The 19,408-nt window shown below is 63.8% G+C and carries 24 protein-coding genes and 1 pseudogene; 18 read left to right on the top strand and 7 right to left on the bottom strand.

Annotation, left to right across the window (positions count from 1 at the left end; translation table 11 throughout):
* Window positions 1-5: 5 nt before the first annotated feature.
* The 4 genes from cpaB to IVA88_RS26940 form a co-directional block, all read right to left on the bottom strand.
* Window positions 6-803 carry a Flp pilus assembly protein CpaB gene (gene cpaB, locus IVA88_RS26955; RefSeq protein ID WP_247500168.1) on the bottom strand — a complete coding sequence of 266 codons (798 nt, stop codon included), beginning with the start codon at window positions 801-803 and terminating at the stop codon, window positions 6-8.
* Between the two features lie 128 nt (window positions 804-931).
* Window positions 932-1,456 (bottom strand): prepilin peptidase, encoded by a 525-nt coding sequence (locus tag IVA88_RS26950; RefSeq protein ID WP_247500167.1) that lies wholly within the window; start codon window positions 1,454-1,456, stop codon window positions 932-934.
* Between the two features lie 121 nt (window positions 1,457-1,577).
* Window positions 1,578-1,718 (bottom strand): hypothetical protein, encoded by a 141-nt coding sequence (locus IVA88_RS26945; protein WP_247500431.1) that lies wholly within the window; start codon window positions 1,716-1,718, stop codon window positions 1,578-1,580.
* Between the two features lie 74 nt (window positions 1,719-1,792).
* Complete coding sequence (locus tag IVA88_RS26940) at window positions 1,793-1,957, bottom strand: Flp family type IVb pilin (protein WP_247500166.1); 165 nt, start codon at window positions 1,955-1,957, stop codon at window positions 1,793-1,795.
* Window positions 1,958-2,217: 260 nt separating this feature from the next.
* Here IVA88_RS26940 and IVA88_RS26935 point away from each other — a divergent pair, with 260 nt between their 5' ends.
* From IVA88_RS26935 to IVA88_RS26920, 4 genes and pseudogenes are all read left to right on the top strand, one after another.
* Window positions 2,218-3,045 carry a sterol desaturase family protein gene (locus IVA88_RS26935; protein ID WP_247500165.1) on the top strand — a complete coding sequence of 276 codons (828 nt, stop codon included), beginning with the start codon at window positions 2,218-2,220 and terminating at the stop codon, window positions 3,043-3,045.
* 153 nt (window positions 3,046-3,198) lie between these two features.
* The gene (locus IVA88_RS26930; RefSeq protein ID WP_247500164.1) at window positions 3,199-3,693 is read left to right on the top strand and encodes a pilus assembly protein N-terminal domain-containing protein; all 495 of its coding nucleotides are present in this window, start codon (window positions 3,199-3,201) and stop codon (window positions 3,691-3,693) included.
* 147 nt (window positions 3,694-3,840) lie between these two features.
* Window positions 3,841-4,027 (top strand): annotated as a pseudogene (locus IVA88_RS26925) (pilus assembly protein); the annotation flags it as partial.
* 21 nt (window positions 4,028-4,048) lie between these two features.
* Entirely contained in the window at window positions 4,049-4,285 is a 237-nt protein-coding gene (locus tag IVA88_RS26920; RefSeq protein WP_247500163.1) for a hypothetical protein, read from the top strand.
* Window positions 4,286-4,359: 74 nt separating this feature from the next.
* Here IVA88_RS26920 and IVA88_RS26915 read toward each other — a convergent pair whose 3' ends face one another.
* From IVA88_RS26915 to IVA88_RS26905, 3 genes are all read right to left on the bottom strand, one after another.
* Complete coding sequence (locus tag IVA88_RS26915) at window positions 4,360-4,572, bottom strand: cold-shock protein (protein ID WP_247320093.1); 213 nt, start codon at window positions 4,570-4,572, stop codon at window positions 4,360-4,362.
* Window positions 4,573-4,837: 265 nt separating this feature from the next.
* Window positions 4,838-5,125 (bottom strand): translation initiation factor IF-1, encoded by a 288-nt coding sequence (gene infA, locus IVA88_RS26910; protein WP_007599789.1) that lies wholly within the window; start codon window positions 5,123-5,125, stop codon window positions 4,838-4,840.
* A gap of 23 nt (window positions 5,126-5,148) precedes the next feature.
* On the bottom strand, window positions 5,149-6,696 hold the full coding sequence (locus IVA88_RS26905) for a DEAD/DEAH box helicase (RefSeq protein WP_247500162.1): 1,548 nt from the start codon (window positions 6,694-6,696) through the stop codon (window positions 5,149-5,151).
* Between the two features lie 503 nt (window positions 6,697-7,199).
* Between IVA88_RS26905 and urtA the strand changes: the two genes are divergently transcribed.
* The 14 genes from urtA (at window position 7,200) to ureG (ending at window position 19,173) form a co-directional block, all read left to right on the top strand.
* Window positions 7,200-8,522 carry an urea ABC transporter substrate-binding protein gene (gene urtA / locus IVA88_RS26900; RefSeq protein ID WP_247500161.1) on the top strand — a complete coding sequence of 441 codons (1,323 nt, stop codon included), beginning with the start codon at window positions 7,200-7,202 and terminating at the stop codon, window positions 8,520-8,522.
* Window positions 8,523-8,605: 83 nt separating this feature from the next.
* Window positions 8,606-10,213, top strand: a complete 1,608-nt coding sequence (urtB, locus tag IVA88_RS26895; RefSeq protein WP_247500160.1) for an urea ABC transporter permease subunit UrtB — start codon at window positions 8,606-8,608, stop codon at window positions 10,211-10,213.
* A complete protein-coding gene (gene urtC, locus IVA88_RS26890) occupies window positions 10,210-11,379 on the top strand; it encodes an urea ABC transporter permease subunit UrtC (RefSeq protein ID WP_247500159.1) in 1,170 nt (389 codons plus the stop codon). The genes urtB and urtC overlap by 4 nt, the downstream gene beginning before the upstream one ends.
* A gap of 4 nt (window positions 11,380-11,383) precedes the next feature.
* Window positions 11,384-12,145 (top strand): urea ABC transporter ATP-binding protein UrtD, encoded by a 762-nt coding sequence (gene urtD, locus IVA88_RS26885; RefSeq protein ID WP_247500158.1) that lies wholly within the window; start codon window positions 11,384-11,386, stop codon window positions 12,143-12,145.
* 3 nt (window positions 12,146-12,148) lie between these two features.
* Window positions 12,149-12,844: an urea ABC transporter ATP-binding subunit UrtE gene (gene urtE, locus IVA88_RS26880; protein ID WP_247500157.1), complete on the top strand. Its 696-nt coding sequence runs from the start codon at window positions 12,149-12,151 to the stop codon at window positions 12,842-12,844.
* 31 nt (window positions 12,845-12,875) lie between these two features.
* A complete protein-coding gene (locus tag IVA88_RS26875; RefSeq protein ID WP_247500156.1) occupies window positions 12,876-13,706 on the top strand; it encodes an urease accessory protein UreD in 831 nt (276 codons plus the stop codon).
* Window positions 13,707-13,747: 41 nt separating this feature from the next.
* Window positions 13,748-14,050, top strand: coding sequence for an urease subunit gamma (locus IVA88_RS26870; RefSeq protein WP_018454667.1), 303 nt, complete (start codon window positions 13,748-13,750; stop codon window positions 14,048-14,050).
* Between the two features lie 9 nt (window positions 14,051-14,059).
* Window positions 14,060-14,365: an urease subunit beta gene (locus tag IVA88_RS26865; protein ID WP_247500155.1), complete on the top strand. Its 306-nt coding sequence runs from the start codon at window positions 14,060-14,062 to the stop codon at window positions 14,363-14,365.
* A gap of 57 nt (window positions 14,366-14,422) precedes the next feature.
* On the top strand, window positions 14,423-14,962 hold the full coding sequence (locus IVA88_RS26860; RefSeq protein WP_247500154.1) for an HD domain-containing protein: 540 nt from the start codon (window positions 14,423-14,425) through the stop codon (window positions 14,960-14,962).
* A gap of 37 nt (window positions 14,963-14,999) precedes the next feature.
* Entirely contained in the window at window positions 15,000-16,715 is a 1,716-nt protein-coding gene (gene ureC / locus IVA88_RS26855) for an urease subunit alpha (protein ID WP_247500153.1), read from the top strand.
* 123 nt (window positions 16,716-16,838) lie between these two features.
* A complete protein-coding gene (locus IVA88_RS26850; protein ID WP_247440139.1) occupies window positions 16,839-17,138 on the top strand; it encodes a putative quinol monooxygenase in 300 nt (99 codons plus the stop codon).
* A 14-nt stretch (window positions 17,139-17,152) separates the two neighbouring features.
* On the top strand, window positions 17,153-17,776 hold the full coding sequence (gene ureE / locus IVA88_RS26845; protein WP_247500152.1) for an urease accessory protein UreE: 624 nt from the start codon (window positions 17,153-17,155) through the stop codon (window positions 17,774-17,776).
* Window positions 17,757-18,485: an urease accessory protein UreF gene (locus IVA88_RS26840; RefSeq protein ID WP_247500422.1), complete on the top strand. Its 729-nt coding sequence runs from the start codon at window positions 17,757-17,759 to the stop codon at window positions 18,483-18,485. Before ureE ends, IVA88_RS26840 begins: the two co-directional genes overlap by 20 nt.
* Window positions 18,486-18,549: 64 nt before the next feature.
* Window positions 18,550-19,173 carry an urease accessory protein UreG gene (gene ureG, locus IVA88_RS26835; RefSeq protein ID WP_247500151.1) on the top strand — a complete coding sequence of 208 codons (624 nt, stop codon included), beginning with the start codon at window positions 18,550-18,552 and terminating at the stop codon, window positions 19,171-19,173.
* The last annotated feature ends 235 nt before the right edge of the window (window positions 19,174-19,408 follow it).

Below are 19,408 nucleotides of genomic sequence, written 5' to 3'. Positions count from 1 at the left end.
AGTCCTCATCGTGCCTTCGCCGTCGAGCTTGGGATACCGTAGCGAATGATCGAAACGCCATCGCGCTTCTGCGCGGAGTCATCGGGCGCGATCTCGCTCAGCTTGACGTCAACGATGCTGCGCAGCGCCAGCGACAGCGTTCCGGCTTGGCGGGACGAGGAAAGCACCTGGGTCTGAGCGGGATTGAGCTCGAGGGTGACGGTCTTGCCGACCACTGCGTTCTGCCCGTCCTTCTCCTTCGGCGCCTGGTCGATGGCCAGGACGCGGACATTGGCCAGGATGATCTCGGACGTGACCACATCAGGGGCGCCGCTGCTCTGGTCCGGGTTCTTGAGACGGCGCGTCAGAAGCACGTCGACGCGGTCGTTGGGCAGGATGAAGCCGCCTGCGCCGGTCTCCGGCGAGATCTCGGTCGAGATCGCCCGCATGCCGGTGGGCAGGATTGCCGCCATGAAGCCGGAGCCTTCGGCTTTGACCAACTTCTGGTCGCGGATCGGCTCACCCTGGATGAACGGGGCGCGTGCGATCGAGCCGGTGACCTGGGTTACCCCCTCGGGACGCTCGTTGCGGCGGATGAAGGTGGCGCTGGCGGTCGCGGTCGGCCAGGTCTGCCATTGAACGTCTTCCGGCTTGACGGTCTGGCCGAGGCCGATGTCGTTCTTGGCCACCAGGACGTCGACCGTCGGAAGCTGCGCGACCGGAGCCGGAGGGGGCGCAGAATTGTCCGAGCCGCTCGCCAGATACGCGGCGACACCGCCGGCGCAGATGGCGACCGTCAGGACGACAATGCGTGCCCTATTCATACGCTTCACTTTCCAACTAGACGCCGCGACGCTGACGCCGCCGTAATCGGCAGTTGACCAGCTATTCGTCAAAGCATGGTTAATGAGGCGTATCTAAATCGCCTTAACGCCGGGTTTACCCGGTGCGCTCAGCGCAACGCGAGGTGAGTGAGGTCGATCGCCTTCACCCATTCGGTCTCCGGGTAGACCATCAGCGCGCTCAGTGCGAGCGCGATGCCGTAGGGAATGCCGCTCTCCTTGGCGTGCAGCCGCGCGAGCCAAGCCTGGCCCGCGAGCCCGTAAGGCAGCGGCCATTGCCGGAACTGGAGCAGGAGCAGCGTCAGCGCCCCGCCGAACAGCGAGGCGTAGAGCAGGAAGTTCATCAGCTGCGCGAAGCCGAACCAGAGCGCGACGGAGGCCGCGACCTTGGCATCGCCGCCGCCGACCCAACCCATCGCAAAACAGGTAAAGGCCACGACCAGGAGAAGCGCGCCGGCGCCGACATGGCTCAGCATCTCGTAAGGTGCCATGCCACCGGCGAGAGCGAGCGCGAAAAAGGCGGCGACCAGCGCCAGCGATACGCGGTTCGAGATCGTCATCGTGAACAGATCGCTCGCGGCGGCAAATGCCATCAGGGCAGGGAAGAGCAGAAGGCGCGCAAGGTCGAGGATCATGGGCTGCGTCTTGAGGCCTGGGTTTGCCGCGGAGCTGGCGTCGCCGGATGCTAGCCGGCAGTGCTAAACAAACCGAAAACGGCGGCAGCGGTCGCCAAGGGCTGAACTGCCGAAAGCGTGCTTACCAGAGACTGGCAATGCGCGCGGCGAGCGCGGCCGTCGCAAGCAGCAGCGCAAGGCAGACCCAGTAGGCCGGCGAGCCGGTCTGCGCCGCCTCCGCCTCGTTCGCCGCGATCGCGGCATCGGTTCTGTACTTGCTCAACGCCACTGGAACTCGCCGTCTAGAAAAACAAAGACCCCGGAGGTCCGGGGCTTTTGCCGTCGTTCGTCCGTCGCTTACTTGAGGCCGGTGGAGATCGAGGTGAACTTGCCGTTCAACGTGACGCCCAAGTTATTGACGACAGTGATGATGGCCAGCGCGATGCCCGCGGCGATCAGACCGTATTCGATGGCGGTGGCGCCGGATTCATCGTTCGCGAAACGCGCAATCAGGTTCTTCATGAACAAAACTCCATCTGGGGTGGGATCGCCTCGTTCGGCGTTGTGCTTGACGCGATGACCATGAGATCCGAGCTCTTTCGGTAGAGTTAATTCGATCGGGCAAACCCGCTTGCCGCGGGCCAGAGTGAATTCCGCCTTAAGGCACCAGCTGTAATTCGTCCCGGTTCCGGATGTGCTGCAAGCGCAGCACCGGCTTCACCGTCCCTTAAATTTAGGGGAGTACGCGTAGGCGGGACCAGCAATTCGCAAGAGAGGCGACGATGTCGAGCCTGCCCATGGAAGTCGCCTTGATGTTCGGCGAGACCATCGCGAAGGTGATCCCCACGACCTTCGCGCTCGCGGTGGTCTTCACCGGGCTCGAGCATGTCTGGGCCTGCAATCCTGGCGTGCCCTGGTGGCGCAAGCGGGAGATCATCACGGACATCTGCTACTGGTTTGTCGTTCCGGTGTTCGCACGCGTCACGCGGATCGGACTTCTGATCGTCGGCGCGAGCTTCGTCTTCAACATCCATGATGCCGACGAACTCATCGCCTTCTACGACAATGGCCATGGTCCGCTGTCGCTATTGCCGCTCTGGGTCCAAGCCGTGCTGTTCCTGGTCCTGTCCGATTTCATGATGTACTGGCTGCACCGGCTGTTCCACGGCGGCGGGTTCTGGAAGTACCACGCGATCCATCACTCCTCGGAGGAGATAAGCTGGATTTCGGCGGCCCGCTTCCATCCCGTCAATCTCGTACTCGGCACGATCGCGGTCGACGTCGTGCTGCTGATGGCCGGTATTTCGCCGAACGCCATGGTCTGGCTCGCCCCGTTCACGACCTTCCATTCGGCCTTCGTCCACGCCAATCTGAACTGGACCTTCGGGCCGTTCAAATATTTGCTGGCGACGCCGGTGTTCCATCGCTGGCATCACACCTCGCTCGACGAGGGCGGCGAGACCAATTTTGCCGGCACGTTCCCGATCTGGGATGTGCTGTTCGGCACCTTCCGCATGCCGGAGGGGAGACTGCCGCAGGACTACGGCAAGGACGAAGCCACGATGCCGAGGGAGATCGGAGGGCAGCTTGCCTTTCCGTTCCGCCGCTAGCGTCCTTGGGCCGCAAAAACGTCAGTCCGTTCAAACAATAGTCGGTGAATTTGCGGAACGTTCACGAATTAAGGGCAGGTTAGCCGGGTCGGGCACCGGCTCGGCTGTTATCTGATCGCTTCTGCCGGTTTGTGACCTCCCGGGGGTAAGAGTATGCGTAAACAATTGCTGCGCCGTCATGCGCGCGTCTGTCTTCTGGTTGTGGCTGCGGCGCTGGCATCGCCCGCTGCCGGCGTTGCCGAGTCCGCCGATACCATCGCCGTCAATGTCGACCAGGCCAAGCTGGTGCGGCTGCCCGGCAAGGTGGCGACCATCGTGGTCGGCAATCCCCTGATCGCCGACGTCACGCTCCAGCCCGGCGGCATGATCGTCGTGACCGGAAAGGGCTATGGCGCCACCAATTTCATTGCGCTCGACCGGGCCGGCGAGATCCTGGTCGACCGCCAGATCCAGGTCGAAGGTCCGAGCGATCGGCTCGTCACCGTCTATCGCGGGATCGAGCGCGAGTCCTACAGCTGCGCGCCGCTTTGCCAGCGCCGCGTGACGCTCGGCGACAGCGACACCTACTTCAACAGCGCGATGAGCCAGGCCGGCTCGTTGAGCGGCACGGCCAGCGGCAGTGCCGGTGCGGGCGCCAAGACCAACTAATAAGACCAGCCAGCGAGATTGATTGGCGGGTTGCCGGGCAAGGATAGTCCCCGCCCGACGCGCGCGCGTGCGAGTTTCTCTTTCCGTGTCGCCGTCTCCATGCCCTGCGTCGCTCGCGGTTAACGCAGCCCTAACGGCCGGGGTCGCTATGGCGATTCCTGCAGCTGCAACCCGACCGGCGTGCAGTACAGTGCCGGGACGTCCGGCCAGGTCGTCGTGGTGCGGCTGTTCTATCGGTGGCCGCTCATCGTCACTGGGCTCGGCTACAACATGGGGTGTAGCAACAAGCGGCTGCTGTGGCGACCGCGGCTTCAAGAATGAACCCTTTCCCTGATAAATGGATCTAAGCGGAACGATGCGAGCGATTGCAAATATCTGGAAGAAGGCCCGTTGCTCGGTGCGCGGCTTCGTTGCCGACAGGCGCGCGGGTCACCTCGATGATTCCGTCAGCGCTCTTGACCCCAAGACCTATCTCATCTTCAGCCAGGCGAGTTACCTGTACACGCCTTCCGTCAAATTCGTCCTGAAGTCGAGCATAACGCTGAGCGATGTCTCCTCTGATTCAATCAGAACCGATAATGCTCTGGAATGAAAAAGGCCGGGCGTCGCGCCCGGCCTTTTCTTTTGACTTGTTCGCTTGAGCCGATCGGGCCGTAAGCGGTAGGCTCAGCCGGCGGAGCGGAGGTTGTCCGCTGCCGACTTGCCGGAACGGCGGTCGGCCACGATCTCGTAGGAGATCTTCTGGCCTTCGTTCAGCGTGCCGAGACCAGCGCGCTCGACGGCGCTGATGTGGACGAATACGTCCTGGCCGCCGTCGTCGGGCTGGATGAAGCCGAAGCCTTTGGTCGCGTTAAACCACTTCACGGTTCCCATGCTCATGGGGGTAGTCCCTTCTCAGATAACACAATGTAAGAGCCCGCTCGCGCAGGCAGGTTAGATCGAATTTTGGAAGGGTCGTCAGCGTGTCTGAACCGGCTGTACCGGTGGATGCTAATGTCGTCCGGCCGAAAATCGATGATCTGATTTTACTGGAAACAAGGCCCCATAACAATCCTGACATGCACGATTTTTTGATCCGCCGTGACATCACGGCGGATCAGCATAAGGTCAGAATTCTGGGTCCGCGCTCGCGCGCTGAGCCCTATTAGCGGCGCCGGAACTGGCCGCCGCGCTGTCCGGGACGCGGAGGCCCGCCCATCCCGCTCGGACGTTCGTCCTTGTGGCGGAAAATCAGCCGGCCCTTTTCGAGGTCATAGGGCGACATCTCCACCGTCACGCGGTCGCCCGCCAGAGTCTTGATGCGGTTCTTCTTCATCTTGCCGGCGGTGTAGGCGACGATCTCGTGTCCGGCGTCGAGCTGCACGCGGTAGCGCGCGTCGGGGAGGATTTCGGTGACCAGTCCTTCGAACTGGATCAGCTCTTCCTTAGCCATGAATTTCTCCAGGTCGTGGACGGCTAGTGCGAATGGGGTTTGCGGTTCGGTTGGCCGTTCGGCCGACTCTCGCGGCGCAAAAAGGCAACGCCTTGTATCCCATCAGGCGCCCCGGCGCTATGCGCGGAACGCTGTTCCGGACGGCCGGTTGGCGAAGAATGCGCCTTGCCGCCGGAGCGGCTGCGACGAGAAGCCTTCGGGCCACTGCCGGGCCTTCCGTCAACATGCCTGGCATCGCCATGCCGTCCCTCGCCGGGCCTTCCGTCGCCCTGCTTGGCGGCACTGTGGTGGCGCCCGTCCGCATGCCTTTCGTCGGCACGCCGTCCGTCACCGTGCCGTGCGCCTTGCGGACGCTGGCCCGGGCGGCTTGGCCGGCCCTGTCGTTGCTGCTGCGGGGGAGGGCCCGCATCGCGGCGGCCAGCGTCGGTGCGGTGGTCTTCGCGCGGCAGCGTCACTTTGATCAGCCGCTCGATGTCGCGGAGATAGGCGAGTTCCTCGCCGCCTGCGACCAGCGAGATCGCGGTGCCCTCGGCGCCGGCGCGCGCGGTGCGGCCGATGCGATGCACGTAGGTCTCGGGCACGTTGGGCAGGTCGAAATTGATGACGTGGGTGATGCCGTCGACATCGATGCCGCGGGCGGCGATATCGGTGGCGACCAGGGTGCGGATATCGCCAGAGCGGAACAGAGCGAGCGTCCGTTCGCGATGATTCTGCGATTTGTTGCCGTGGATGGCGCTGGCGGGGATCCCCGCCTTCTCGAGTGTCTTTACGACCTTGTCGGCGCCGTGCTTGGTGCGGGTGAAGACCAGGGCCCGGTTGACCGGCTCGTCCTTCAGCAGCTTGGCCAGTAAGGCGGGCTTGGAAGAGAAGTCGACCTGGATGATGCGTTGCTGGATGCGCTCCACCGTCGAGGAGACCGGGGTCACCGCGACGCGGGCGGGGTCGCGCAGCATGGCGTCGGCCAGTTCGGCGATGTCCTTCGGCATGGTGGCCGAGAAGAACAGCGTCTGCCGCTTGATCGGCAGCTTGGCGACGATTTTGCGGATGTCGTTGATGAAGCCCATGTCGAGCATGCGGTCGGCCTCGTCGAGCACGAGGAATTCGACGCTGCCGAGCTTCAGTCCGTTGCTCTGCACGAGGTCGAGCAGGCGGCCGGGAGTGGCGACCAGCACCTCGACGCCCTGCATCAGCGAGCGGACCTGACGGCCCATCGGCACGCCGCCGATCGCGAGCGTCGAGGACAGGCGGATGTGGCGGCCATAGGCGTTGAAGCTGTCGAGGATCTGGCCGGACAGCTCGCGGGTCGGCGACAGCACCAGGACGCGCGTCGTCTTCGGCTGCGGCTTGATGCGGTTCTCGAGCAGGCGGTGCAGGATCGGCAGCGCGAAGGACGCGGTCTTGCCGGTTCCTGTCTGGGCGATACCAACGACGTCGCGGCCGGTCAGCGCGGTCGGGATCGTCTGGACCTGAATGGGGGTGGGGGTGACGTAGTTCTCTTCGGTGAGGGCACGTGCGATGGGTTCGGCGAGGCCGAAATCCTGAAAGGAAGTCAAAAGAGGGGTTCTTTCCATGTCGAAAGCAGGCGCCCGGCGCAGTCAGCGGGGCACGCGCAATAAGGGTGTCAAAGGGACACCTGCGTGTTTGGGGTGTCGGATGGCTTGGTGAGATGGGGCAAGCCAGACGCCCGAAAGGGCTTAAGAACACGCGGCTCGCAACGGTCTCTTGATTCGCAAGAGGCCTCGACCTCCATATGGAACATCGAAGGGGCGGTTTCAAGACACGCTCACCACAAATGGCGATTGCGGTGCTGAATTAGTTATGCCGGAAATTTAGTCAGATTGTGGAAATTGCTCAGAAAATAACCTGCCTGCCACTTTCGCATACATTCAAACTGCACAATCTTTAGGCTATCCGGCTGTGCCGAAACTTCGTTTTCCGTCGATTTTGTAAGTAAGACCAATGGCTTGACAGGTGCCCGATCCATGGCACGGTTCTTGCGAATCCGTTAATCGCAGGCGGCCGTGGGGCCGTTTCGCAGCGTTTTTCACGTCTGCGTCAGGGAGACAAGACACTCATGCATAGCAAATCCACTCACGATATAGCGGCGCCATTTAGCCGCCGTGGCGTTCTCGCCGCGACCGCCGGACTGATGCTCGGTCTGGCCTCCATTTCCGGCGCGAAGGCCGCGGACGACACCATCAAGGTCGGCGTCCTTCACTCCCTCTCCGGCACCATGGCCATCAGCGAAACCACGCTGAAGGACACCATCCTCTTCCTGATCGACGAGCAGAACAAGAAGGGCGGCGTCAACGGCAAGAAGCTCGAAGCCGTCGTCGTCGATCCCGCTTCGAACTGGCCGCTGTTCGCCGAGAAGGCGCGCGAGCTGATCACCAAGGACAAGGTCTCGGTCGTGTTCGGCTGCTGGACCTCGGTGTCGCGCAAGTCGGTGCTCCCGGTGTTCAAGGAGCTGAACAGCATCCTGTTCTACCCCGTGCAGTATGAGGGCGAGGAGAGCGAGCGCAACGTCTTCTACACCGGTGCCGCGCCGAACCAGCAGGCGATCCCCGCCGTCGACTATTTGATGAAGGACGAGAAGGTGAAGCGCTGGGTGCTCGCGGGCACCGACTACGTCTATCCGCGCACCACCAACAAGATCCTGGAAGCCTATCTGAAGTCCAAGGGTGTCGCCCAGGAAGACATCATGATCAACTACACGCCGTTCGGTCATTCCGACTGGCAGACGATCGTGGCCGACATCAAGAAGTTCGGTTCGGCCGGCAAGAAGACCGCGGTGGTCTCGACCATCAACGGCGACGCCAACGTTCCCTTCTACAAGGAGCTCGGCAACCAGGGTATCAAGGCGAAGGACATCCCGGTCGTCGCGTTCTCGGTGGGTGAGGAAGAACTCGCCGGCATCGACACCAAGCCTCTGCTCGGCCATCTCGCTGCCTGGAACTACTTCCAGTCGATCAAGTCGCCGGAGAACGAGAAGTTCATCAAGGCGTGGCAGACCTACACCAAGAATCCGAAGCGCGTGACCAACGATCCGATGGAAGCGCACGTGATCGGCTTCGACATGTGGGTCAAGGCGGTCGAGAAGGTGAAGTCGACCGATCCGGACAAGGTGATCGACGCGCTCCCGGGAATCGAAGCCAAGAACCTGACCGGCGGCACCTCCAAGATGCTTCCGAACCATCACATCACCAAGCCGGTGTTCATTGGCGAGATCAAAGCCAACGGCCAGTTCGACGTGGTGTGGAAGACCCCCGGTCTTGTCGCAGGCGACGCCTGGTCGAAGGAGCTCGATGGCTCCAAGAACCTGGTCGGCGACTGGGTCGGCAAGAAGTGCGGCAACTTCAACACCAAGACCAACAAGTGCCTCGGTTCGGGCTCCTGATCCGGATCTGACGCTCCATTGCACGATCGGAGAAGGCGGCGATCCCGCCGCCTTCTCCGCCCTTTCTGCCGGGGTCTTTCACAGTGCCAGCCAATTTGTCCGCCCGTCTCTGTTCGCTCCTGCTCTCGTTGCTTCTGATCGCGTTCGCACTGCCGGCCTTCGCCGGTCCATTCGAGGATGCGGTCGCCAAATTCGCCAACGATGATTATTCCGACACGGAAGAGGCGATCGGCGTGGTCGCAAGCAGCGGCAATAGGCTGGCCTTTCCGATCATCAGCGCGCTCCAGGACGGCCGGCTCATGGCCGATCCGGACAGCAAGAAGGTCTACGTCACCGGCGCCGACGGCAAGTCGATCGACGCGGCAACTGGTCAGGCGGTGGCCAGCGTGCCCGACAGTGCGAGCGCGGTCCGCCTCAACAACCGCCTGCGCCGGAGCGTCGATGCCGCGATCGGCAGCCTGACGCTGCAGTCACCGGATATCGGAGCGCGGCTTCAGGCCGCGCAGTCCGTCTTCAAGTCGCATGAGGAGACGTCGCTCGAAGCCGTCGATGGCGCGCTCGCCAAGGAAACCAACCGATCTGTCAAGGCTGCGCTGGGCGACGCCCGCGCGGCGATCCTGTTGTTCAAGTCCGACGCAACCGAAGTCGAGAAGCTCGAAGCCGTTGCCACCATCAAGGCGCGCGGCGACCAGGAAGCGATGGCGCTGCTCACCGGCATGGGCGACCAGCCGGCCTCGGTGACCAAGGCTGCCGCGAGCGCAATCGGCTCGATCCAGAGTTCGCTCGCGGTCTGGTCTATGGTGCAGAATGCCTGGTACGGCCTCTCGCTCGGTTCGGTGCTGCTGCTTGCCGCGATCGGGCTTGCCATCACTTTCGGCGTGATGGGCGTCATCAACATGGCCCATGGCGAGATGGTGATGATCGGGGCCTACACCACCTTTGTGGTGCAGGAGGTGATCCGCACCCGCTATCCCGGCCTGTTCGACTACTCGCTGCTGATCGCGGTGCCGCTCGCCTTCCTGGTGGCCGGCGCGCTCGGCGTCGTGATCGAGCGCAGCATCATCCGCTTTCTCTATGGCCGCCCGCTGGAGACGCTGCTCGCGACCTGGGGCCTCTCGCTGGTGCTCCAGCAGGCGGTGCGCACCATGTTCGGGCCGACCAATCGCGAGGTCGGCAACCCCTCCTGGATGAGCGGCGCGTTCGAGCTCGGCCAGATCACCATCACCTATAACCGGCTCTGGATTCTTGTGTTCACGCTTGCGGTGTTCGCGATCCTGCTCGCGATGCTGCGTTACACCGCGCTCGGGCTCGAGATGCGCGCGGTGACGCAGAACCGCCGCATGGCGGCTTCGATGGGCATCGCCACCTCGCGCGTCGACGCGCTGACCTTCGGCCTCGGCTCGGGCATTGCCGGCATCGCCGGCGTGGCGCTGTCGCAGATCGACAATGTCAGCCCCAATCTCGGCCAGAGCTACATCATCGACAGCTTCATGGTCGTGGTGTTCGGCGGGGTCGGCAATCTCTGGGGCACGCTGGTCGGCGCCTTCACGCTCGGCATCGCCAATAAATTCCTGGAGCCGGTCGCCGGCGCCGTGCTCGGCAAGATCGCCATCCTCGTTCTCATCATCCTGTTCATTCAAAAGCGGCCGCGCGGCCTGTTCGCGCTCAAGGGCCGTGCGGTGGAAGCATGACCCCTCACATGCTGACGCGATCGCTGGACCGCGGCGCGACGATCTTCCTTGCCGTCGTCGCGGCCTGCGGCATCCTCATCCCGCTCTCCAACCTGCTGCTGCCCGCGGGCTCGTTCCTGCAGGTGCCGACCTATCTCGTCGCGCTCTGGGGCAAATATGTCTGCTACGCCATCCTGGCGCTCTCGATCGATCTGATCTGGGGCTATTGCGGCATCCTCTCGCTCGGCCACGGTGCCTTCTTCGCGCTCGGCGGCTACGCGATGGGCATGTACCTGATGCGGCAGATCGGCAGCCGCGGCGTCTACGGCAACCCGATCCTGCCGGACTTCATGGTGTTCCTGAACTATTCGAAGCTGCCTTGGTACTGGTACGGCTTCGACATGTTCTGGTTTGCCGCGCTGATGGTGCTGATCGTACCGGGCCTGCTCGCCTTCTGCTTCGGCTGGCTCGCCTTCCGCTCCCGCGTCACGGGCGTGTATCTGTCGATCATCACGCAGGCGATGACCTATGCACTGCTGCTCGCCTTCTTCCGCAACGATTTCGGCTTCGGCGGCAACAATGGCATGACCGACTTCAAGGACATTCTGGGCTTCAACGTGCAGGCCGAGGGCACCCGTGCTGCGCTGTTCGCGCTGAGCTGCGTGGCGCTGATCGCCGGCTTCCTGATCTGCCGCGCCATCGTCTCGTCCAAGCTCGGCAAGGTGCTGATCGCCGTGCGCGATGCGGAATCGCGCACGCGCTTCCTCGGCTACCGCGTCGAATCCTACAAGCTGTTCGTGTTCACGGTGTCGGCCTGCATGGCGGGCGTCGCCGGCGCGCTCTATGTGCCGCAGGTCGGCATCATCAATCCGAGCGAATTCGCGCCGGGCAATTCGATCGAGGCGGTGATCTGGGTTGCGGTCGGCGGCCGCGGTACGCTGGTCGGCGCCGCGCTCGGCGCCGTCGTCGTCAACTACGCAAAGACGTTCTTCACCTCCGGCATGCTCGCGCCCTACTGGCTGTTCATGCTGGGTGCCATGTTCATCCTGGTGACGCTGCTGCTGCCCAAGGGCATCGTCGGCACCTTCAACGCCTGGTGGGACCAGTCGAAGGAAAAACGCACCGCCGCGACCATTGCGAGCGCCGCGGCCGAAGATGGCGTCACCGAACCCAAGATGGCGGAGTAGCGCGATGAACGTCATGGACACCCGCGCGACCTCCGCAATGCTGTATCTCGACGGCGTGCACGTCTCGTTCGACGGCTTCCACGCCATCAACAACCTCTCGCTCACGCTGGAGCCCGGCGAGATGCGGGCCATCATCGGCCCGAACGGCGCCGGCAAGACCACGATGATGGACATCATCACCGGCAAGACCAGGCCTGACGAAGGCACGGTGCTGTTCGACGGTGTCACCGACCTGACACGCCTGGACGAGACCCGCATCGCCGAGCTCGGCATCGGCCGCAAATTCCAGAAGCCGACCGTGTTCGAGAGCCAGACCGTACAGGACAACCTCCTGCTTGCTCTCAATGTCGATCACAGCGTCAGGGGCACGCTGTTCTGGCGCGGCAGCCGGGCGGAGTCCGAGCAGATCGACAAGGTGCTGGAGACGATCCGCCTCACCGATGCCCGCAACCGTCTCGCCGGCAGCCTCAGCCACGGTCAGAAGCAGTGGCTCGAGATCGGCATGCTGCTCGCACAGGATCCGAAATTGCTTCTCGTCGACGAGCCCGTCGCTGGCATGACCGACGTCGAGACGCATCTCACCGCCGAGCTGCTCAAGGAAATCAACAAGACCCACACCGTGATGGTGGTCGAGCACGACATGACGTTCGTGCGCGAGCTCGGCGTCAAGGTCACTTGCCTGCACGAGGGGACCGTGCTCGCGGAAGGCACCATCGACCAGGTCTCGTCCAACGAGCGGGTCATCGAAGTTTATCTGGGGCGCTGAGCGATGCTTGAGGTCAAGGACATCAACCTGTTCTACGGCGCGGCGCAGGCGCTGCGCGGCGTGTCGATCGCGGCCGAGCCTGGCAAGGTCACCTGCGTGCTCGGGCGTAACGGAGTCGGCAAGACCTCGCTGTTGCGCGCCATGGTCGGGCAGTACCCGATCTCCTCGGGCGCGATCATGCTCGACGGCAGCGACATCACCGGCCTGAAGCCCTATGAACGCGCGCGAAAAGGCATCGGCTTCGTGCCGCAGGGCCGCGAGATCTTTCCGCTTCTGACGGTCGAGGAGAATCTCAAGACCGGCTTCGGCCCGCTCAGGCGCGAGGACAGGCACATTCCGGACGACGTGTTCTCGCTATTCCCGGTGTTGCAATCCATGCTCGGCCGGCGCGGCGGCGATCTCTCCGGCGGCCAGCAGCAACAGCTCGCGATCGGCCGCGCGCTGGTGATGCGGCCGAAACTGCTGCTGCTCGACGAGCCGACCGAGGGCATCCAGCCCTCGATCATCAAGGACATCGGCCGCGCCATCTCGTACCTGCGCAACCTCGGCAACATCGCTATCGTGCTGGTCGAACAATATCTCGACTTTGCCTGCGAACTCGGCGACAGTTTTGCGGTGATGGATCGCGGCGCGGTGAAGTTCACCTGCGACCGCTCCAATCTCGACGCGAGCGAAATCAGCCGCCAGATGGCGCTATAGGCCATTCTGCCGCGACCGGCTGGGGAGGCGGATGCGCAGCGACGTTTCAGCGACATCTTCGGTGTTCGAAGCCAACCGTGCCCGCGGCGCGGTGCGCTTCGACGTCCATGCACGTGACGGCGTAACGCGGCGCGGGACCTTGCACGAGTCCGGCTCCCTGCGCGTGCGCTTCCCTTCGCCGGAGGACGAGGGTCTCTCCGGCGTGTTCGTCAACACGGCCGGCGGCGTCGCCGGCGGCGACCGCTTCGACATCGAGATCGCGGCCGCGGATAGTTCGAAGCTGACGCTGACGACGGCGGCCGCGGAAAAGGTCTACCGCGCGCCGGGGCAGGCGGCAGAGCTCAACATCGCGCTGAAGGTTGCCGCACGCGCACATCTCGGCTGGCTGCCGCAGGAGACGATTCTGTTCGACCGGGCGCGAGTCCATCGGCGCTTCGACATAGACCTCGATGCGAGTGCCTCGCTCCTGCTGTGCGAGATTGTCGTGTTCGGCCGTACCGCGATGGGCGAACGGATGGAGCAGGGTGAGTTCGTCGACCGCTGGCGGTTGCGTCGCGGCGGCACGCTGGTATTCGCCGAGACCGTCAGGCTCGACGGCAATATCGGCGCAAAGCTTGCGCGATCGGCGGTGGCGAAGGGCGGCGCCGCGATCGGCACGGCGCTGATCGTGCCCGGCGACGAGGCCCTGATCGAGTGTCTCCGCCAGGCCTCGGAATCCTTCGCCGGCGAGGTCGGGATCTCCGCCTGGAATGGCTTTGCAATGGCGCGGTTCTGTGCCCATGATGCGGCGCGCCTGCGCGCCGACATGATGGCCGTGCTGGCGCGCACCGGCACGGCGCTGCCGCGCCTCTGGCTGAACTGACCGCCTCGCTGAATTGACGATGTGAACCTAAGAGATTTCGTATGAACCTGTCTCCCCGCGAAAAGGATAAGCTTCTGATCTCGATGGCGGCCATCGTGGCCCGCCGCCGGCTGGATCGCGGCGTCAAGCTCAACCATCCCGAGGCGATCGCGCTCATTTCCGATTTCATCCTCGAAGGCGCGCGCGATGGCCGCACCGTCGCCGAGCTGATGCAATCCGGCGCGCAGGTCCTCACACGCGACCAGGTGATGCCGGGGATCCCAGAGATGATCCACGACATCCAGGTCGAGGCGACCTTTCCGGACGGCACCAAGCTCGTCACCGTGCACGAGCCGATCAGGTAGGAGCGCAACATGATTCCCGGCGAACTCTTCATCCAGAACGGCGAGATCGAGCTCAATGCCGGCCGCAAGACCGTGAAGCTGACCGTTGCCAACACCGGCGACCGCCCGATCCAGGTCGGCTCGCACTACCACTTCTTCGAGACCAATCCGGCGCTGAAGTTCGACCGCAAGAAGGCTCGCGGCATGCGCCTCGACATTGCTGCCGGCACGGCCGTTCGCTTCGAGCCGGGCCAGACCCGCGAGGTCCAGCTCGTCGCGGTGGCCGGGAAGAGGACCATCTACGGCTTCCGCGGCGACGTCATGGGGAAGCTGTGAGCTCCACAGGAACGAGTGCGGCGCGGCACGGTTGAGGCGAAAACGGAGGTCTTTGCCATGCTGTCACCCGTCCGCCTCATCTCCGAAGCCGCCGAGCTAGCCGCGCGCCGCCACAACGGGATGGCGCGCAAGGGCCGCGGTCAAGACCCTTACATCAACCACCTTGCCGAGGTCGCGAACATGCTTGCGACGGCGACCGATGGTGCCGACGCCGAGCTCGTTGCAGCCGGCTGGCTGCATGATTCGATCGAGGACACCGACACCACGCGCGAGGAGCTCGCGCAAAAGTTCTCCGATCGAGTCGCGTCCCTTGTGGTCGAGTGCACCGACGACATGAACCTGCCGAAGGACGAGCGATGGCGTCAGCAGGTGATTGATGCGCCGAAGAAGTCGGCCGGGGCCAGGCTGATCAAGATCGCCGACAAGATCAGCAACATTGGCGCCCGGATTCATCCCGATCCGACCACTGAAGAGCGCGACGACCTCGCCGACTACAGCGGCTGGGCCGAACAGGTGGTGGCGGGCTGCCGCGGCGGCAATCAATGGCTCGATACGACATTCGACGACATGGTGCTCACAGCGAGGGCCTCGCTGTGAGCATCGATCCAAAATTCAAACGCAAACGGGGCTTGTGATGTCCGTCAAAATAAAGCGTTCCGTCTATGCCGACATGTTCGGCCCGACCACCGGCGACAAGGTGCGGCTGGCCGACACTGATCTCGTCATCGAGGTCGAGAAGGATTTCACCACCTATGGCGAGGAGGTGAAGTTCGGCGGCGGCAAGGTGATCCGCGACGGCATGGGCCAGTCGCAGGTCACCAACAAGCAGGGCGCGGCGGACACCGTCATCACCAATGCGCTGATCGTCGATCACTGGGGCATCGTGAAGGCCGACGTCGCGATCAAGGACGGCATGATCGCCGGTATCGGCAAGGCCGGCAATCCCGACATCCAGCCGGGCGTCACCATCATCATCGGCCCCGGTACGGACGTGATCGCGGGTGAGGGCAAGGTCCTCACCGCCGGCGGCTTCGATAGCCACATCCACTTCATCTGCCCGCAGCAGATCGAGCACGCGCTGATGTCTGGCGTCACCTCGATGCTGGGCGGCGGCACCGGTCCCTCGCACGGCACCTTCGCCACCACCTGCACGCCGGGGCCGTGGCACATGGGGCGGATGATCCAGTCGTTCGACGCCTTCCCGGTCAATCTCGGCATTTCCGGCAAGGGCAACGCCTCGCGGCCCGCCGCGCTGGTCGAGATGATCAAGGCCGGCGCCTGTGCGCTGAAGCTGCACGAGGACTGGGGCACCACGCCGGCTGCGATCGACACCTGCCTGTCGGTTGCGGACGACTACGACATCCAGGTGATGATCCACACCGACACGCTGAACGAATCCGGCTTCGTCGAGGACACGATCAAGGCATTCAAGGGCCGCACCATTCACGCCTTCCACACCGAGGGCGCCGGCGGCGGTCACGCCCCTGATATCATCAAGGTCGCAGGACTGAAGAACGTGCTGCCGTCCTCGACCAACCCGACGCGGCCCTTCACGCGCAACACCATCGACGAGCATCTGGACATGCTGATGGTGTGCCACCACCTCGATCCTTCGATCGCGGAAGATCTGGCGTTCGCCGAAAGCCGCATCCGCAAGGAGACCATCGCGGCCGAGGACATCCTGCATGATCTCGGCGCGCTCTCCATGATCTCCTCGGACTCCCAGGCCATGGGCCGCCTCGGCGAAGTCATCATCCGGACCTGGCAGACCGCCGACAAGATGAAGAAGCAGCGCGGTTCGCTGCCGCAGGACAAGGGCAAGGACAACGATAATTTTCGCGTCAAGCGCTACATTGCCAAATACACGATCAATCCCGCGATCGCGCATGGCGTTTCGAAGCTGATCGGCTCGGTGGAGAAGGGCAAGCTCGCCGATCTCGTGCTGTGGTCGCCAGCCTTCTTCGGGGTCAAGCCGGATTGCGTCGTCAAGGGCGGCATGATCGTCGCCGCTCCGATGGGCGATCCCAACGCCTCGATCCCGACGCCGCAGCCGGTGCATTACCAGCCGATGTTCGGCGCCTTCGGCAAGGCGCGCACCGCTTCCTCGGTGGTGTTCACCTCGAAGGCCGCCATCGCCGGCGGCCTCGCCCGAAAGCTCGGCATCGACAAGAAGCTCTATGCGGTCCAGAACACCCGCGGCAGGATCTCGAAGAAGAGCATGATCCACAACGACGCCACGCCCAATATCGAGGTCGATCCGGAGACCTATGAGGTCCGGGCCGACGGCGAGCTTTTGACCTGCCCCCCCGCCGAGGTGCTGCCGATGGCACAGCGATATTTCATGTACTGAAATAGCGCCGCGCATGTCTCCGGCGCATCCGGCGGCAGCTTTTCGGGTTTTGCGTTCGATCCCGCCTGGTCTAAGGTCGCGCCCGGCATCTGAAGCCCAGAAGAAAAGCCGGGAGGATTTCTCGTGATCTACGTCGTCGCCACCTTGACCATCAAGCCCGAAACACGCGCCGAATTCATTGCAGCTGCCACCGCCTGCATCAAGGAGACGCGGAAAGAGCCTGGCAATATCGCCTATGATCTGCATGAGAGCGTCACCGATCCCGCCAAGATGGTGTTCGTCGAGCAGTGGGAGAACGCCGAGGCGCTGGTGCCGCATCGCGGCCAGGAGCACATGAAGACATTTGGCCGTGTCGCGGTGAAGTGTTTTACGGCACCGCCGAAGATCGAAGTGATCACGCCCGAGAAGGTCGAGACACGGTAACGGGGTAAAAGCGCATGATCCGGGCGACGCAGGTCAGGGGACAACACCGCTTCACGGAAGCGGCGGCGGATACGGTCGTGCTCGATTTCGACGATCGGCACCGCCGCCGCATGGCGATGACAGGGACGCGGGGGCTCGAGTTCCTGCTCGACCTGGAGAATGCCGTCGCGCTACGCGGCGGCGATGCGCTGGTGCTGGAGGACGGCCGGCTGGTCGAGGTGGTTGCCGCACCCGAGCCGCTGCTCGAGATCCGCGGCCACGATCCGCACCACCTCATCCGCGTCGCCTGGCATCTCGGCAATCGCCATCTGCCGACGCAGATCATGGCCAAAGGCCTGCGCATCCGCCGCGACCACGTCATCGAAGCCATGGTGAAGGGCCTCGGTGCGCGCGTGATCGAGATCGAGGCGCCGTTCGATCCCGAGGGCGGCGCCTATGCCGATGCCGGTCATGCGCATGGACACGACGACCACGCGCATCACGATCACGGACGTCACGATCATGGCCATGATCATCACGGTCATGATCATCACCACGATCATGCCGCGCATGACCACGGTCACGACCACCACCACGACGAGCATTGCGATCACCCCGACCATCACCACGGCCACAAGCATGCTCATGACCACAAATGAGCCGGTCAGCGCCGGCGATCTCGCGGAGCGCGAGGCGGCGGCGCTGTACCGGCTGATGACGTGGCTGTCGCCGGCGTTTCCCGTCGGGGGCTTTTCCTACTCCAGCGGCCTCGAATGGGCGGTCGAGGCCGGCGACATCACCGACGCCGCGTCGCTGGCGGACTGGCTCGATGCGATGCTCCGCGATGGCTCGGGCTTCTGCGACGCGACGTTTGTGGTCCACGCCCATCGCGCCACTGACATGGGCGAGGGCGACACCTTGAGCGATATCGCCGAGCTCGCCGCGGCCTTCGTGCCGTCGCGCGAGCGGCAGCTGGAGACGACTTCGCAGGGCCGTGCCTTCATCGACATCGCCCGCGCCGCGTGGGATGCCGACGGCCTGGATGCCATGGTCGCGGCATGCCGTACGCCGCTGGTCTATCCCGTCGCCGTTGGCGTGGTCGCTGCGGTACACGGCGTGCCGCTGGCGCCGACGCTGCACGCCTTCCTGCATGCGCTGGTCTCGAACTGGATTTCCGCGGCCAGCCGGCTCATTCCGCTTGGCCAGACCGACAGCCAGCGCGTGCTGGTGAGGCTGGAAGCCGCGGTCGCCGCGACTGCGAATCGTGCGCTGAATGCGACGTTGGACGATCTCGGCGGCGCGACGTTTCGCGCCGACCTCGCCAGCCTGCGGCACGAGACGCAATATACACGGCTGTTCAGATCATGATTGCGGGCCAGTACACCCCGCAATCGCCAGCACGATGACCAGGGCGACGATAGGAAAGAAATCAATGGCTACGTCTCACGGCCCCTTGCGTGTCGGCATCGGCGGTCCGGTCGGATCGGGCAAGACCGCGCTGATGGACCTGCTCTGCAAGACCATGCGCGAGCGCTACGACATCGCCGCGATCACCAACGACATCTACACCAAATGGGATGCGGAATTTCTTGTGCGCTCGGGCTCGCTGACGCCGGACCGCATTGCAGGGGTCGAGACCGGCGGCTGCCCGCACACCGCGATCCGCGAGGACGCCTCGATGAATCTCGCCGCGGTAGCGGACATGCGGGCCAAGTTTCCCGGGCTCGATCTCGTGCTGATCGAATCCGGCGGTGACAACCTCGCTGCCACTTTTTCCCCGGAGCTCGCCGACCTCACCATTTACGTCATCGACGTGGCAGCCGGCGACAAGATCCCGTCCAAGGGCGGCCCCGGCATCACCAGGTCCGACCTCCTTGTCATCAACAAGATCGACCTAGCGCCCCATGTCGGCGCCTCCCTGGAAAAGATGGAGACGGACGCCAAGCGCATGCGCGGCGAGCGGCCGTTCGTCATGACCAACCTGAAGAAGAGCCAGGGGCTCGACCGCATCATCGGCTTCATCGAGACCAAAGGCGGCTTGAAACGGGCCAGCTGACCGGCGTGACCACTTAAAACAGGCGTTTCTCCCTTTGACGCCCTGGGCGGAGCCGCATCCGCGGAACAAATTTCGGTCACGGCAATTAACTACCTCCGGTACCCGGAGCAAATCCATCCCCGCCGGACCGTCGCCCGGGCGGATTAAGCTTTTCAGGCGACCCAAGTTGCGTACTGATGCCTCCTCCTCCATTATCTCGGCCATTGGGGTTCACCCTGTTTCGGCACGTGCCCGT

Source organism: Bradyrhizobium sp. 149 (assembly GCF_023073915.1).
In the GTDB taxonomy this organism is placed as follows: Bacteria; Pseudomonadota; Alphaproteobacteria; order Rhizobiales; family Xanthobacteraceae; genus Bradyrhizobium.
The sequence above is the reverse complement of the archived record's forward strand: the minus strand, read 5'-3'. Positions and strand labels throughout refer to the sequence as shown.